Source organism: Polynucleobacter asymbioticus QLW-P1DMWA-1, assembly GCF_000016345.1.
In the GTDB taxonomy this organism is placed as follows: Bacteria; Pseudomonadota; Gammaproteobacteria; order Burkholderiales; family Burkholderiaceae; genus Polynucleobacter; species Polynucleobacter asymbioticus.
Window position 1 is genome coordinate 2,108,110 of the sequence record NC_009379.1, and the last position, 14,033, is coordinate 2,122,142.

Sequence of the window (14,033 nt, forward strand, 5' to 3'; positions counted from 1 at the left end):
ACCGCCTATTACCGTGGTACTTTGCAATCGAACACCACAACCAATTGGGTGTCTGCATTTCTGAAAGTCGCTGTTTTGCCGTATTGTGCGCAATAGTTCTGCGCCTTCTGAGTTAATTGCTCCATAGACTCGCCACTACTATTTAAGAAGGTAACTTGGTTAGCATCAGAGGCGTCGGTATAGACTGCAGCGCATCCCCCTAAAAACACGCTCGTAAGAACTGTCAGTAATGGTGTTTTCATTTAATGGCCCTTTATTTTTGGTGAAGTAGTGCGATCAATTACTACGGCTCAATTTCTCTAGCAATGTATTTGTTACCCTGGTGGCGATAGGCCGATAAATTAAGATACAAATGATGGCTACTGGATAGGCAACAGACCATACTTCAAACCACACAGAGAAGAAAGTATCCGCTCTGCCAACACGCACAAAGGTGGTTGCGAAAGTGATGCTTAAGGACATTAAAAACCCCATCACCAGAGAAAAAATAAAACCCGGAAGATTAATCATCCCTCAATCATAGCGCCTGGTCTTTTTAGCTGTTATTCTGAACTGTGATCGCTATTCTGCACCCTACTTAGGGGGATCTTTTGAGCACGGCTCTTTGGTTCATCATTCCACCACTCTAGGAAAACTAATGGCTGTAGGCCAAAATCAAAAAAACCGCAAAAACGATCCCATGCTCACAAAAACAGGCAAAACACGCCTAGGGCCCCTCAATACTGCACAGCTCACCAAACTCATGGAAACGAGCACTAAAGCAAAAGAAAAAGGCAAAATACTACGAGCGCTTAACAAGCAACAAGTTCCGGCGTAAATACCAAGCCCCGATATTTCGGGGCTTTTTTATGTCCGTCAGAATGTGTACTAATCGAGTACAGGTAAGATGTAAATACTTGAATGTAGCAAGAGCATGCTTTTAAGGAACAGATGATTAGTTACCGCGACGATGCGAATATATCTGCAGATGAAGCCATTGCGCTTTACGTGCGCTCAACCCTTGGTGAGCGTCGTCCCATTCACAATAAACATACTTTTGAGGCAATGCTAAAACATGCTGACATTACCATCACCGCTTGGGATGGTGAAAATCTCATTGGCATTGCACGAACGCTGACTGATTTTGCTTATGTGGCCTATTTAGCCGATTTAGCAGTAGATCAACAATATCAACGAAACGGCATTGGCAAGCATCTGATTGCTGAGACAAAGTTGCGCTTGGGGCCTGAATGCATGACAGTGTTGCTCGCCGCACCAAATGCAAACGAATATTACGAACACATTGGCTTTGAACACAATCCGAGAGCATGGACGCATAAAAAATAATTGCCCCTATATCATTAGCAAATGACTACAACCCGTTTTTGCTTAGTGCGCCATGGTGAGACCGATTGGAATGTTGAGCGTCGTCTCCAAGGTTTTACAGACATCCCTTTAAATGAAAAAGGAGTGCGGCAGGCAAACCAAATGGCAAGCGCTCTTCAAGCCATTGATCTTCAGTTTGATGTGCTCTATGCCAGCGATTTACAACGTGCAGCTCAAACCGCACAGGCTATTGAAAAGGTGTTCGGCGTCTCCGCAATTGCCCATAAAGCATTGCGAGAGCGGAACCTAGGCGCCCTACAAGGACTCACAACGCAGGAAGCTCCAGACTTAGAGCCAGAACTTTGGAATACGCACCTGAGAAGATCACTTCATGAGGAATTACGTGGCGGTGAGAGTATCGCTCAATTCGCCAACAGGATCAAAGATGCCTTAGAGCAAATTTGCCTAAAACATGCGGGCAAAACTGTTTTATTAGTCAGTCATGGCGGAGCGCTGGATATGATGTATCGCATCGCCAGCAATCAAGCCTTAGATGCAGATAAAGCGATATCCGTCCCCAATGCTTCTTTGAGCTGGATCAGTCATGATGGGCAATCCTGGAAGGTAGATAATTGGGCTGATGTTAGCCATCTAGAAGGGCTCGCTCTAGATAATCTAGACCTTTAATAATGGCCCAATCTCAATCACCCATGATTAGCGCATGAAGCTTTTTCAGAAAACCCTTGTTTGCCTTTTTATTGTGCTGCTATCAACGTCGCTATATGCGGACGAAGATGTGCCTGATGGCCTGCCTGACCATTTGGTAGGAGATGTAGGAATCGCAACCTACACAACTAACCTTCATATTGGTACAGAAGGCGTGCAAACGCTTCCCCTTCCCTATGCCTTTGTTGACTACAAACGAGCCTTCGTTCGAATAGATGAAGTGGGTATAAAAACTTTGAAGATGGGTTATGGTTATCTAGAAGTGATTGGGAAAATAAACTTAGATTCATATAAAGTGAAGTCCCCAATTAATGGAGCCACACTAAATCGTACCGACCCCATCCCATTAGGCATAGGCACCTTTCAAGAAACGCCAGTTGGTGGATTTTTTGTGAATGCGTATCATGACTTCGGAAAATCACATGGTGCACTTTATGAGTTGCTCTATTTTGCTGAAATCGAAACTTATAAAAAAGTAACGCTATATCCGCAACTCGGAGTTGAAAGACAGTCGAGTCAATATGCTAATTACTACTATGGAATTAGTGGCAGTGATTCATTGCAGACTGGCTACAGTGCCTACACGGCCCCTGCGACAAGTAATCTCATTGCCGGCCTAATGATTGAAATCCCAGTAGTTGATAACTGGTATTTCAATATTTATGGAAAACGCAAATGGATGGGCGGCGGCATTAACAATAGCCCTGTCATGAATCGCTCATTTCAAGACAATCTCTTTGCCGCACTGGCATATCGATTTAAGTAAGCTGAATTAACAAGATGCCAAAAGTTATCTTGTTAGTCCTCTTTCATATTGGCTCTTTTAACTATAGGGCTTAAGCGTCCTTTTTCATCTGCTAAAAATTTAGAAAAAGATGCTCTGCTACCTGGCGCAGGCTCAATGCCTTGCGGAGTAAGCCGAGCTTGAACGCTGGGACTATTCAAGGCTGCATTGATGGCGTTGTTCATTTTATCCAGGATCGCATCCGGCGTACCCTTGGGAGCAAAGACTCCAGCCCAGTGACCAATAAGCACTTCAGGATAACCTTGCTCCTTAGTAGTGGGTACATTGGGTAAGGCAGCAATTCTCTTATTCCAAGTCGAAGCAATCGCCTTTAATTTGCCACCCTGGATTTGTGGAATCACTACGACACTCGCCTCCGATGTAGCATCAACCTGATTGGAGATGACTGCTACCATTCCCTCTGAACCACTTTTATAGGGAATGATTTCATATTTTCCGCCAGCTTTTACCTTGAGCATTTCGGCAACGAAATGTGGAGTGCTGCCTGTTCCTGCAGTGGAAAAATTCAGACCATTCGGCTCATGTGCAAGCGCCAAAAGATCTTTGAGATTATTCATTTTGGAGTCTGCAGAAACCACAACAATCGATGGGCTAATAGTCAACAAGCTAACCGGAACTAAGTCGCCTTCCTTGTATGGCATGCTTGCCTTAATCATGGGATTGGTCACAATCCCTCCGGCGCTTACAAAGAATGTATAGCCGTCAGGTGGACTTTTCGCTACAAAGTCTGCGCCCAAGACAGAACCAGCGCCAGGCTTGTTCTCAACAATGATGGGTTGTCCCAACTGCTTTGAAGCAGCCTCCGCTACTGTTCTCGCTACTAAATCATTTGCGCCGCCAGGACCAAACCCAACAATAAATTTAATGGGGTGAGTAGGCCAGACATTGTCTGCGATTGCGCAATTAAAATTAATGAAGGCGATTAATGCAAAGGCTATTTTTAAAAATCTACTCATCCAACACCTCTTCTTTTGTGCATACAGTCAGTATATCCAGCCATTATTTCTGAGAACAAAAAACCACCCGAAGGTGGTTTTGATTGAGTCTTAACTAGACTAGTGGCCCTGGCAATCCACCGGCATATCTGGAATTGGTATTCCTTTGCTGTAATCGCAATTTAATCCAATTGGAGAGGTAGTGCTTGCAAGACATCCCGCTAAACCTAAAGCCAATACAAACACGGAAATAAGCGCAAATAGTTTTTTCATATATTCCTGCACATTCATTATTGGTCTCTTATTCTGCCACGATTCTGATGAAGTATGGGCCAAAATCAAGAGCTTTAACCGCCACCAGTGCAATCTGGGTTTTCATTCTCAACAGGTATGCCTGACTTACATACAACACCATCCGGAGATTTGGTGCTGGCAAGACACCCCATCAAAGCCATCATGGCTAAAGCCATAGAAATTATTAATCCCAATCTTTTCATTTCAAGAACCTTTCGAGCTTATCAATACTCATTTTAACGTGCAGCTAACCCTGATTACTTTTCAGGCTTAAAACTACTATCTAAAAATTCTTGTACGCCAGCGAACATCAGCATGCGATTTTTTTCCATAATGATAGTGTGTGTGCCCTCGCTAATTTGCAACATAATTTTATAAGGTGCATTTTCTAGCTTAGTGAAGTACTCATACATCATGTAGCTAGGCAAATCAGCATCCCACTCAGCATGCACCAACATCACTGGTACACGAATATCTTTGGGCTGATAAAGAGGAATACCTGCGGTCCAGTAATCGCGCGCATCTTGAACAGTGCCATTGGGTGCGCGTAATTTTTTAGGTGACTGGGTTTTTCCCCATGGGTCTGTTTCAAAAGTAGCGTCAGCCCATTTTTCAAACCACCCCTGAGGAATAAGACTGTCTTTTGCGTTTTCAGGCACGCCAGTTAACCAACGATTTTTTGCATCAGCCACGGAAGCAACCCTATAGGCCCCCAATTGACCACCCTTGTCGGTGAGGGGTGCGCCGCCTTGTCTTAACCATTGGGGAGCATAGAGAACCAGCTTATTTACTTTTTCATTATTCTCAGTTGTGTATTTACCCATAATGGTTGTGCCCCAAGACCAACCGAGCAAATTCATTTTATTAATGCTGCGCTTTTTCAAAATATAATTCACTGCACTAGAGACGTCCCTGACTGCTACATCTGTTCGTACTAGCGGTGGGTTTTGGTCTGCTGGCTGATCCATCTCTGGTGGGCGCGTTGATTTTCCATAGCCACGTAAGTCTACAAGCCAAACATCGTAGCCCCTTGCAGCCATGTACTCCATCCAAGATGTGCCACCTAAAGATAAGTCAAATGCTGTTTCGGCGGGATAAGTAGAGCCGTGCACATATAGCAAGGTTTTTTCAGCGGTAAATTTATTCATCCCGCCTAAATGTTTATTGCGAACATAGAGTGAGATTCCCGGGGTATCGCTTTGTACCATATATTCACTCATCTCAATCTGACCAGCTGCATATGCTTGGCCAAAGGAAATACAAGCGATTAGGGCCATTAAAACCTTTGTTGTGCTTTTCATGATGTCTCCTGTGTACTTTTAATTATTTTTTTATATTGCCACATCTTACTATTGCCTATTAGAAAATTGGGGCTGAAGATATAGGCGTTACAAGCCCTAAACAATAACTCCTCAAGGTAGCACAGACAAACAAAGGGTTTATCAGTTAAGCTAATTCTGTCGGTCTACCAAAACAAATTGCTTTACCTAAAAGGAGGTCCAAATGACGTCAAAAGGAATGTGTCCCGTTGCCCACGGGGCCAATACTGAAGCAAGCGAAACCCCGATGGCCTGGTGGCCAAAAGCGCTTAATCTGGACATTCTTCATCAGCAAGATACAAAGACAAACCCAATGGGCTCTTCTTTTAGTTATCGAGATGAATTAAAAAAGCTGGATGTTGGGGCACTCAAAAAAGATATGAAAGATCTGTTGACCAATAGTCAAGATTGGTGGCCGGCAGACTGGGGGCATTATGGTGGCTTAATGATTAGGATGGCTTGGCATTCTGCAGGCAGCTACAGAATTGCAGATGGTCGTGGCGGAGCGGGTACAGGCAATCAACGGTTTGCTCCAATCAATTCTTGGCCAGATAATGCCAACCTAGATAAAGCACGTCGCCTGTTGTGGCCTATCAAAAAGAAATACGGTAACAAAATTAGCTGGGCTGACCTCATGATCTTAGCGGGCACTATCGCTTATGAATCTATGGGCCTAAAAACATTCGGCTTCTCATTCGGCCGCGAAGACATCTGGCATCCAGAAAAAGACATTTACTGGGGCTCTGAAAAAGAATGGCTTCAAAAAAGTGGTGGTAAAGGCTCTCGCTATTCGGGTGAGCGCGAGTTAAGCAATCCATTGGCGGCAGTCATGATGGGCTTAATTTATGTAAACCCCGAAGGCGTCGACGGCAAACCAGACCCATTAAAAACAGCTCAAGATATGCGGGTGACTTTCGCTCGCATGGCCATGAATGATGAAGAAACCGTTGCCCTTACTGCCGGCGGCCATACTGTGGGCAAAGCACATGGCAATGGTAATGCTGCTAACTTAGGGCCAGCCCCAGAGGCTGCCCCAATTGATGAGCAAGGTCTTGGCTGGATGAATCATAAGACGCGCGGCATTGGCAGAGACGCCGTTACCAGCGGACTCGAGGGCGCCTGGACGACACATCCAACACAGTGGGATAACGGTTACTTTAATTTGCTTCTTAATTACGATTGGAAACTGACAGAGAGCCCAGCAGGCGCGCACCAGTATGAGCCCATCAACATTAAAGAAGAAGATAAGCCCGTTGATGTTGAAGATGCTTCCATCCGTTGTATGCCGATGATGACGGATGCAGATATTGCCCTGAAGATGGATCCTGAATACCGCAAGATCTCAGAAAGATTCTCTAAGGACCAAGCGTATTTCTCAGAAACGTTTGCTAAAGCTTGGTTCAAGCTAACCCATCGAGATATGGGCCCCAAGGCAAGATACTTTGGCCCAGATGTTCCAAAGGAAGAGCTGATCTGGCAAGACCCCATACCCTCTGGCCCAAAATCTTATGACATTGATGCCGTTAAAGCCAAGATCAAGGCTAGCGGACTATCAATGAGTGATATGGTGACAACGGCTTGGGATAGCGCTCGCACTTTCAGGGGATCAGATAAACGCGGGGGAGCAAATGGCGCACGCATACGTTTAGCACCACAAAAAGATTGGATGGGCAATGAGCCAGAACGATTGGCAAGAGTGCTTGCAGTCTACGAAAAAATTGGTAAAGAGTGCGGTATTAGTATTGCCGACACCATCATCCTTGGTGGCAATATTGGGATTGAGCAAGCCGCTAAAGCTGGTGGATTTGATGTGAAGGTGCCATTTACATCAGGACGCGGTGATGCGATTCAAGCAATGACAGATGTAGAGTCTTTTGAAGTCCTTGAACCGCTAGCGGATGGCTTTCGCAATTGGCTAAAAGAGAGTTATGTTGTAACGCCCGAAGAGCTGCTCTTAGACCGTACCCAGCTGATGGGGCTCACAGCACAAGAGATGACTGTTCTTATAGGCGGCATGCGCGTACTGGGAACAAACTATGGCGGATCTAAACAAGGTGTATTCACCGAAAAAGAGGGCGTGCTCAGCAATGATTTCTTTGTCAATCTAACGGATATGAACTACCTTTGGAAGCCAACAGGTCAAAATAGTTATGACATTGTTGAGCGAAATACAGAAAAGACAAAGTGGACCGCCACTCGAGCAGATCTCGTATTTGGATCCAACTCAATTTTGCGCGCTTATGCAGAAGTTTATGCACAAGACGACAATAAAGAAAAGTTTGTTAATGACTTTATTGCTGCCTGGACTAAAGTAATGAATGCAGATTTATTTAATTAATATTTAGTGACTAGTTTGGCTAATAAGAGGGGCTATCGCTCCTCTTATTTTGATTAGAAATAATCAAAGAATAAAAAATATGAAGCCTAAAAGAAGAGCTTGTAAACAGCCCAGCCCAAATTCAAAATAACCAATGTAATTAGCGTTCCAAAAGTAAACATCATGCCCAATACGCGTTTACTGAAATCAGGCGGAGGCACATTCATTCCTTTAGCGTGAATCAAGCGCCCAATAATCAGCGTAGCGCCGGGGATGGCAACCAACCACCATGGCGCCCCATTAAGCTCTAAGCAGGCTATCAATATCAGCCCAAAAGGAACATATTCAGCAAAGTTGCCCTGAGCTCGTATCGCTCGCTCAAGATCTTCGTTGCCACCACTTCCAAGGCCAACCCGATTCTTTCTTCTAAGGCCAATCACAGCAAAAGAAAGCTTTACAAAAATAATGGTTAAAAAGGCTGCGATGATTGAGGTGATCAATAGCATTTATTTCTCCTTAGATAACTTCTAAGACTCTACTTAAAGAATTGCCTTCATAGCTTGGGCTATCACCAATTTCTTCAAATGGATGCCCAAGTCGATTTACCCAGAACACATCAAAGCCATACCATTTGGCCGCTAGAGCATCCCATGCGTTACTGGATACAAACAGAATCTCCTCTTTCTTGACCGGAAATGCTTTTAATAAAAGCTCATATGCTTGGGGCGCAGTTTTAAATAGGCGCACATCTTCAATAGTGACCACCTTATCTAAGTATGGCTTCAAGCCATTACTTTCCACTACCGTGGCCAACATCTCTCTACTGCCATTAGAAAGAATCGCGGTAGAGATACCTTTTTGTTTAATTGTCTTGAGCACATTTAGGCTATCATCAAAACCAGTAAGCTTGGCATACTGATCCATCAGTCGCTTCTCGTAATCGGGGGTTAGATTTATGTCCATTCGTTTACACACATATCGAAGTGATCGAATGGTTAGCTCCCAAAATGGTAGGTAGTGCTTACTACCATTGGGATTAGGATCACTCATAGTTACCAAGCGGGTGTATTCAATTTGGCGATCGCGCCACATCAGAGCAAGAGCTTGGCCATGCCCCGGAAATAATTCATCTGCCAACTGACCCATGGAATACACGTCAAACAATGTTCCATAGGCATCAAAGGCTACGAGTTTATACATGCTGTCTCCCAATTTTTTTGTAAATTTTTATACGATATGCTCATCAACATTTTTTATATCAAACATGAGATTAAGCTCTAAACATAAAATAGACTGCGCCCAATAAGCAAAGTCCTGCCCATATGTAATCCGTCTTAAATGGTTCGCCCATATAAAAAATAGCAAACGGCACAAATACGGTGAGCGTAATAACCTCTTGAGTTATCTTAAGTTGTCCTAACGAAAAATATTGATAACCAATTCTATTTGCTGGGACCTGAAAAGCATATTCAAGCAAAGCAATTGCCCAACTTGCAAACACCGCAACCCACCAGGGCTTAGAAGATAAATTCTTGAGATGGGCATACCAAGCAAATGTCATAAAAACATTGGAAAGAGCCAAAAGTCCAATAAAGGAGAGTGGGCCAAAGAAATTAGATGGATTAGGCATAGACCCATCTTAATGAGTTATGCCAATCTAAATGAAAAAACCACCCGAAGGTGGTTTAGGTGTCTACCACCAGCCCAGCGTTGAAGCCACCGGGTTGGTTCGCCTATACTACTTATCAAGCTTTACGGTAACTCCACTTGCGCTGAGGTTAAATTGCAGACCTTCAGAAGTGCTAGTGAGACGCATGATGACGCCATTTTCATTCTTCAAAACAGTTCCGCCAACTCCACCACCTAAAGTAATACTGCTCTCTAACTTGGTAAAGGTACCGGGAAATTTAGATACGTCAGTTAGGTCATATACCTCACCAGTTGCTGCTAATTTAGACGCACCCACATTAGCCCCAAGACTCATTCCACCAATCTTAAATGGATATTTCTTGCCTTGATAAGTCAGAACGCCACCGCCAGTACTACCACCAACAATTAAAGCAAATTGAGTTTCATTAATGCTGACGGTGCCCGATGGCTTTTTAGGGGCGTCTGCAGCGCTAGCGCCAAAACTTAAAACAGCTAATCCCAAAATTAGCAGGGAAAGGAACTTGCGAATACTTGTCATATAACTTCTCCATTTGTTGAAGTCCATAAAATGATTATGGAATTAGCAATATTGCAAACTAAAGCTTACTCCGGTTATGCGAGCAAGACAAATGAAAAACCGGCAGAAGGTAGTTTTAGAGCTTCTTAGCGCTCTGAGGCAGACTCAACCGGGACTTAGAGGGTAGCCCTACCCTCAAGGCTGCTCTATCTATATCCCAATACGTCATCTGAGGTTCGCTTTTGTCCCTCGACAAAAAGCTTTGTACATATTCCTGCGCCGCTGTGAAAGATTTGTTTTTTAGAGTCGACCTGCATTTGATACAAAGTATCAAAACAATCTCTTCTCTTGGTAAATTGGAAGCGCTCTGTATGGGTTTGTTTACCCATATAAAAGTGAAAAAAATCTAAAGTCCAAAACTTGTCACCCTGGGCACCTATTCTGCTTTGCTCCACAGGTTGGTGGCTAGTACAGGCGCTCAAAAAAAGCACAAGACAAAAAATGAGTAGCTTATTCACTTTGCTTAGCTAACGCCCATTTGATCCTATGCGACCTTTGACGGAACGAATAATGCTTTTAATTTACTTCGGTGGAAAGGGCAATGGTTTGCCTGCGGGCGGCATTTCTTGGCCAAGGGCCAGCAGCATTGCCACCGTGACATAAGTGCCGCTCACTGCCACCAGATCTACCAACTGTTGCTCACCCAGAATCGCTTTAGACTTTTGGAACAATGCATCGCTGATCTGATGATTTTGAATCATTTCCATGGAAACGTCATACACCACTGCCTCATCGGGCTTCATATCTCTTGGGCGAATACCTGACTTGAGATCATCAGCCACCTGCTGAGGCAAGCCTGCTTTTAATGCCAATGGGTAATGAGCGTACCATTCCACCTGAGAACTCCATACCTTACCTTGAATCAGAATGGCAAACTCGTTCAAACGGGTCGGCAGGGAGGTATTGAAGCGTAAATAATCTAATAAACGTTTCATGCGATCTGCGAAAACTGGGCTTCTAAGCATCACGTTATACGGGCCACCCAATCCAACGCTTGAGATAGCAATAATTTCTTCGCCCAAAGGTCGCGCATCTGGCGGAAGTTGCTCTAAGGTAATTTGCGGAAAACGCTTTGGCTCACCCGGAGTGGGTGGCGTTTGCGCCATAGTAAGAGATGCCATTCCTAAAGTGAAGGCGCAAATCTGGATCAATCTCATGATGGCTGGTTTCATTCTGTCTCTCTTTTTATGAATATATCTGGAGGATACTGAATATATTGCAGTCTTGACTAACTTTTTTAATGTCCTATGAATTCTTTTGGTCTCGGGGTGGAATCATCCAGCGCCTAAGATATCCGATCTTTCAAGATAACTCTAATATCTCGATAAATCTGTAGGCCCGCTATTAATATAAGAGAAAAGGACAGGGGCACTACTGAAATATAGCCAACTTTCTTAAAGCTAACAGCCCCAATAATTCCACCAATCAAAAACATGCCAAAAATAAATAGATGGGATGTTAGTTTCTCCCTGTTGGCTTTGACATACCTAACCTGATTGGCCTCTTGTGATTTATTCCAATAAATCAATTTACCCAGCTCGATACCAATATCGGTAATTACGCCTGTCATATGCGTAGTTCTAATTTCAGCTCTAGAAGCCTTGGTCACAATAGCGTTTTGTAAGCCCATAACAAAACATAGAAGAAGGGCAATTGCTGGAACAGTTAAAGGCAAATACAGATTCAAGTTGGCCCCAACCAAACCGAACACCAAGAGCAAGATGGCTTCGACCAATAAGGGTAAAGCAAATTCACTATGAATTTTTCTTCGATGCCCCCAGTTAACGATGATGGCAGTAGTTGCCGCCCCAAATAGAAATGAAAGCAAAAGTGATATGCCGCCCAAAACAGAAATCAAGTCATTGAGAGCTAGATCATCACCTATCGCAGAAATGATGCCACTCATGTGAGAGGTGTAACGAGCAATCGCCAGAAATCCACCCGCATTTACCGCACCAGCAACGAATGCCATATAGGCGCCCAATTGAATATTGGTCTTATGAGACCTATGTGTGCTGGTTAAAAGTTGAATGAACTGAATTGGCATTGAAGCTACATTCTACGACTGAGCTTTATTTGCCGATATATTGATCGTCGCTTTATGAAAAAAACACCCAAAGTTAGCTTTCTTACTTCTTTGTGGCATGGAGGGAGCAGAATTGAGGTCTTAACCTCAACCATCAGGCTCCATGAATAAAGGAGCATGTGTGCTGCAGAACATTAGTTTTGAAATGAATCCTATAAAGTAGTTGAAGGGATGGTCAAGCAGACATAAGAGGATGCGATAAGTAAGAAGTTTTTCTGCTTTCTAACTTACAGCCAGTAATCGCCAAATTTTCATTCCCCCCTTTTTTTGTATCGTGACAATGCCTGCCGAGGCAACTCAAAAAATCAGAACAAGATAAAAATAGGCTTCCCAATACTTACTGAAAGTGTGCCCACTATTTACAGGCTACAGTTTGAATAGGTTTATATTCACTGGCTCTTTGTGCCATGGATTCAAATCGGCCTCGCATACTGTTTTTTATAAAATATTCAATGATGGCTGAGGGAATGATTGAGTTGGGCTCTATTTGAGCGTCGTATTTAAATAGTGTCTTTTCTTTTTCCTCGACTAATTTCCAGGTGCCTTTGTAAGATCTGGTATCGCCACTAATCTGCTCAAAAGTTAATGATCTATTAGGCAGCTCTGTATATTCCACTGTAGATTTCATCTCAATAGGGAAAAAGAGAATTTGCTCTTCTATCACTCTATACACGCGTACCTTATTGCCCACCCTTGAAATAACTTTTGCCTCAACTATTCCTGGGATATTTTTTGAGCCCTCATAGTCCGTAATAAAAGTATAGGCGCTACAAATATTCATTGGCACAGAATAGCTTGCCTGGACATGAAACCGCCCATCAATAGGCGTCACGCCTACTTGAACATCAAAAGGGTTGGAATTCTCTTGTGCAAAGCTTTGAGAGATAAAGAAAAAGAAGGTTAAGACGAGCGTGAACATCCATTTCATTAATAGATTTTAGGGGCTTATGGATTTTGTCGCTTTATACGACATCTCGAGTTAAGGGGCGCTCGAGGTATTGGGTGCCTATTGTGAGCGATTACTGTCCAGTTAATCGTTTGGCATAGGAATTGGCATATGCAGGAGATCTGAATAAAAGTACAGGATCATTAGTTGGTGCAATACCGGATGTCATCGCCAAAGGATCAAAATTAATCTTCTCGCAAGCCCCACCTTGTTGAGGTGATGCCGAGGTCAAAGCCAAAACACCTGCTTTAATTTCTTTACGATCGACTGGCCAGTAAATTGTTGGATTAGTTTGCTCATCCATGGGATCACCAATTACCAGCACCATATCCCAACGGACCACGCCTGCTTGGGTCTTGTTCATAATGTCTTGGTCTAAAAAACGAGTTGGTGCTGTTTTAAGTTCTTCGTCACTTAATCTCTTCACGCCATCTTGCGGTACAAAACGCCAGCGAACCAAAGTACTCTTATTATTTTTATTAATGAATTTAAAAGTGTGCACGCTATAAAAATCACTATTGGCATAACTTGCAATAGGATTATTTTTGCCCAAGTATTCACCTAAAGCTTTAGCATCGGGGTGACTAGCTTTATAAGCAGCCATCTTTTCAGGGTCTGGTTTGCCAGTTGCCGGATCAGGAGTATTCGCGACCACGCCATCATAAAAAGATTCGGGTGTAGCGGCGCCAAATACCGGGACATTAAGCATCGTAAAGTGCTGAACTTGCCCATCAGGTAGCCTAAACTCCAAAGCCATTCCACGAGGGTTTTTAGCGGTATCCGGAATCTTGAGGCTGCCTCCAGCTAAAGAAAATCGGCCAAGGACTGGAATGACTTTCCCTGAAAATAATGGCGACATGGAATAAGGCTGAACCGCTTTATTCCCAACAAAGCTTCCCGCGACGCAAACTCCATTGATATGGTTTCGTCTTTGCCCTGGGGTAACCCCAAACTGATGCTCAATGCCAGTCACCACTTGATCGGCGGTAACTGACTCTTCTGCAAACCCACCACCGGATAAAAGAACGGTGAAAAGAAAAATGCCAAGTTTGGCGCGGTTCATATTTTTAGTG

The 14,033-nt window shown here is 43.7% G+C and carries 19 protein-coding genes; 5 read left to right on the forward strand and 14 right to left on the reverse strand.

Going from position 1 to position 14,033, the window contains the following annotated elements; translation table 11 throughout:
- Positions 1–8: 8 nt before the first annotated feature.
- Complete coding sequence (locus PNUC_RS10535; protein WP_048812168.1) at positions 9–242, reverse strand: hypothetical protein; 234 nt, start codon at positions 240–242, stop codon at positions 9–11.
- Between the two features lie 34 nt (positions 243–276).
- Positions 277–510, reverse strand: a complete 234-nt coding sequence (locus PNUC_RS10540) for a DUF2798 domain-containing protein (RefSeq protein ID WP_011903871.1) — start codon at positions 508–510, stop codon at positions 277–279.
- Positions 511–637: 127 nt separating this feature from the next.
- Here PNUC_RS10540 and PNUC_RS10545 point away from each other — a divergent pair, with 127 nt between their 5' ends.
- The 4 genes from PNUC_RS10545 (at position 638) to PNUC_RS10560 (ending at position 2,797) form a co-directional block, all read left to right on the forward strand.
- Positions 638–817, forward strand: coding sequence for a hypothetical protein (locus tag PNUC_RS10545; RefSeq protein WP_048812169.1), 180 nt, complete (start codon positions 638–640; stop codon positions 815–817).
- A 113-nt stretch (positions 818–930) separates the two neighbouring features.
- On the forward strand, positions 931–1,326 hold the full coding sequence (locus PNUC_RS10550) for a GNAT family N-acetyltransferase (RefSeq protein ID WP_011903872.1): 396 nt from the start codon (positions 931–933) through the stop codon (positions 1,324–1,326).
- 21 nt (positions 1,327–1,347) lie between these two features.
- Entirely contained in the window at positions 1,348–1,992 is a 645-nt protein-coding gene (locus PNUC_RS10555) for a histidine phosphatase family protein (RefSeq protein ID WP_011903873.1), read from the forward strand.
- A gap of 34 nt (positions 1,993–2,026) precedes the next feature.
- On the forward strand, positions 2,027–2,797 hold the full coding sequence (locus PNUC_RS10560) for a MipA/OmpV family protein (RefSeq protein ID WP_011903874.1): 771 nt from the start codon (positions 2,027–2,029) through the stop codon (positions 2,795–2,797).
- A 32-nt stretch (positions 2,798–2,829) separates the two neighbouring features.
- Here the strand turns inward: PNUC_RS10560 and PNUC_RS10565 are convergent, their stop codons facing one another.
- The 4 genes from PNUC_RS10565 to PNUC_RS10570 all read right to left on the reverse strand — a co-directional run bounded on the left by PNUC_RS10565 (position 2,830) and on the right by PNUC_RS10570 (position 5,366).
- On the reverse strand, positions 2,830–3,792 hold the full coding sequence (locus PNUC_RS10565; protein WP_011903875.1) for a tripartite tricarboxylate transporter substrate binding protein: 963 nt from the start codon (positions 3,790–3,792) through the stop codon (positions 2,830–2,832).
- Between the two features lie 99 nt (positions 3,793–3,891).
- On the reverse strand, positions 3,892–4,044 hold the full coding sequence (locus PNUC_RS11055) for a hypothetical protein (protein WP_167523321.1): 153 nt from the start codon (positions 4,042–4,044) through the stop codon (positions 3,892–3,894).
- Positions 4,045–4,118: 74 nt separating this feature from the next.
- Positions 4,119–4,268 (reverse strand): hypothetical protein, encoded by a 150-nt coding sequence (locus PNUC_RS11060; RefSeq protein ID WP_167523322.1) that lies wholly within the window; start codon positions 4,266–4,268, stop codon positions 4,119–4,121.
- A 54-nt stretch (positions 4,269–4,322) separates the two neighbouring features.
- Entirely contained in the window at positions 4,323–5,366 is a 1,044-nt protein-coding gene (locus PNUC_RS10570; RefSeq protein WP_011903877.1) for an alpha/beta hydrolase, read from the reverse strand.
- A gap of 202 nt (positions 5,367–5,568) precedes the next feature.
- Between PNUC_RS10570 and katG the strand changes: the two genes are divergently transcribed.
- Positions 5,569–7,722: a catalase/peroxidase HPI gene (gene katG / locus PNUC_RS10575; protein WP_011903878.1), complete on the forward strand. Its 2,154-nt coding sequence runs from the start codon at positions 5,569–5,571 to the stop codon at positions 7,720–7,722.
- A gap of 86 nt (positions 7,723–7,808) precedes the next feature.
- On the opposite strand, the gene PNUC_RS10580 is transcribed toward katG, so the two are convergent.
- From PNUC_RS10580 to PNUC_RS10620, 8 genes are all read right to left on the reverse strand, one after another.
- Positions 7,809–8,207 carry an MAPEG family protein gene (locus tag PNUC_RS10580; RefSeq protein WP_011903879.1) on the reverse strand — a complete coding sequence of 133 codons (399 nt, stop codon included), beginning with the start codon at positions 8,205–8,207 and terminating at the stop codon, positions 7,809–7,811.
- 10 nt (positions 8,208–8,217) lie between these two features.
- The gene (locus PNUC_RS10585) at positions 8,218–8,901 is read right to left on the reverse strand and encodes a haloacid dehalogenase type II (RefSeq protein WP_011903880.1); all 684 of its coding nucleotides are present in this window, start codon (positions 8,899–8,901) and stop codon (positions 8,218–8,220) included.
- Positions 8,902–8,971: 70 nt separating this feature from the next.
- Positions 8,972–9,331 (reverse strand): DMT family protein, encoded by a 360-nt coding sequence (locus PNUC_RS10590; RefSeq protein WP_011903881.1) that lies wholly within the window; start codon positions 9,329–9,331, stop codon positions 8,972–8,974.
- A 108-nt stretch (positions 9,332–9,439) separates the two neighbouring features.
- Entirely contained in the window at positions 9,440–9,889 is a 450-nt protein-coding gene (locus PNUC_RS10595; protein ID WP_011903882.1) for an EipA family protein, read from the reverse strand.
- A 560-nt stretch (positions 9,890–10,449) separates the two neighbouring features.
- Positions 10,450–11,100 carry a carboxymuconolactone decarboxylase family protein gene (locus PNUC_RS10605; RefSeq protein ID WP_011903884.1) on the reverse strand — a complete coding sequence of 217 codons (651 nt, stop codon included), beginning with the start codon at positions 11,098–11,100 and terminating at the stop codon, positions 10,450–10,452.
- A gap of 113 nt (positions 11,101–11,213) precedes the next feature.
- Positions 11,214–11,975: a YoaK family protein gene (locus PNUC_RS10610; protein WP_011903885.1), complete on the reverse strand. Its 762-nt coding sequence runs from the start codon at positions 11,973–11,975 to the stop codon at positions 11,214–11,216.
- 394 nt (positions 11,976–12,369) lie between these two features.
- On the reverse strand, positions 12,370–12,942 hold the full coding sequence (locus tag PNUC_RS10615) for an SRPBCC family protein (protein WP_011903886.1): 573 nt from the start codon (positions 12,940–12,942) through the stop codon (positions 12,370–12,372).
- A gap of 91 nt (positions 12,943–13,033) precedes the next feature.
- Positions 13,034–14,023: a catalase family peroxidase gene (locus tag PNUC_RS10620; RefSeq protein ID WP_011903887.1), complete on the reverse strand. Its 990-nt coding sequence runs from the start codon at positions 14,021–14,023 to the stop codon at positions 13,034–13,036.
- Positions 14,024–14,033: the final 10 nt, after the last annotated feature.

Excerpts from the sequence above, each read along its gene's own strand:
- PNUC_RS10535 (WP_048812168.1), bottom strand. The coding sequence starts at position 242 with ATGAAAACACCATTACTGACAGTTCTTACGAGCGTGTTTTTAGGGGGA.
- PNUC_RS10540 (WP_011903871.1), bottom strand. The coding sequence starts at position 510 with ATGATTAATCTTCCGGGTTTTATTTTTTCTCTGGTGATGGGGTTTTTA.
- PNUC_RS10545 (WP_048812169.1), top strand. The coding sequence starts at position 638 with ATGGCTGTAGGCCAAAATCAAAAAAACCGCAAAAACGATCCCATGCTC.
- PNUC_RS10550 (WP_011903872.1), top strand. The coding sequence starts at position 931 with ATGATTAGTTACCGCGACGATGCGAATATATCTGCAGATGAAGCCATT.
- PNUC_RS10555 (WP_011903873.1), top strand. The coding sequence starts at position 1,348 with ATGACTACAACCCGTTTTTGCTTAGTGCGCCATGGTGAGACCGATTGG.
- PNUC_RS10560 (WP_011903874.1), top strand. The coding sequence starts at position 2,027 with ATGAAGCTTTTTCAGAAAACCCTTGTTTGCCTTTTTATTGTGCTGCTA.
- PNUC_RS10565 (WP_011903875.1), bottom strand. The coding sequence starts at position 3,792 with ATGAGTAGATTTTTAAAAATAGCCTTTGCATTAATCGCCTTCATTAAT.
- PNUC_RS11055 (WP_167523321.1), bottom strand. The coding sequence starts at position 4,044 with ATGAAAAAACTATTTGCGCTTATTTCCGTGTTTGTATTGGCTTTAGGT.
- PNUC_RS11060 (WP_167523322.1), bottom strand. The coding sequence starts at position 4,268 with ATGAAAAGATTGGGATTAATAATTTCTATGGCTTTAGCCATGATGGCT.
- PNUC_RS10570 (WP_011903877.1), bottom strand. The coding sequence starts at position 5,366 with ATGAAAAGCACAACAAAGGTTTTAATGGCCCTAATCGCTTGTATTTCC.
- katG (WP_011903878.1), top strand. The coding sequence starts at position 5,569 with ATGACGTCAAAAGGAATGTGTCCCGTTGCCCACGGGGCCAATACTGAA.
- PNUC_RS10580 (WP_011903879.1), bottom strand. The coding sequence starts at position 8,207 with ATGCTATTGATCACCTCAATCATCGCAGCCTTTTTAACCATTATTTTT.
- PNUC_RS10585 (WP_011903880.1), bottom strand. The coding sequence starts at position 8,901 with ATGTATAAACTCGTAGCCTTTGATGCCTATGGAACATTGTTTGACGTG.
- PNUC_RS10590 (WP_011903881.1), bottom strand. The coding sequence starts at position 9,331 with ATGCCTAATCCATCTAATTTCTTTGGCCCACTCTCCTTTATTGGACTT.
- PNUC_RS10595 (WP_011903882.1), bottom strand. The coding sequence starts at position 9,889 with ATGACAAGTATTCGCAAGTTCCTTTCCCTGCTAATTTTGGGATTAGCT.
- PNUC_RS10605 (WP_011903884.1), bottom strand. The coding sequence starts at position 11,100 with ATGAAACCAGCCATCATGAGATTGATCCAGATTTGCGCCTTCACTTTA.
- PNUC_RS10610 (WP_011903885.1), bottom strand. The coding sequence starts at position 11,975 with ATGCCAATTCAGTTCATTCAACTTTTAACCAGCACACATAGGTCTCAT.
- PNUC_RS10615 (WP_011903886.1), bottom strand. The coding sequence starts at position 12,942 with ATGAAATGGATGTTCACGCTCGTCTTAACCTTCTTTTTCTTTATCTCT.
- PNUC_RS10620 (WP_011903887.1), bottom strand. The coding sequence starts at position 14,023 with ATGAACCGCGCCAAACTTGGCATTTTTCTTTTCACCGTTCTTTTATCC.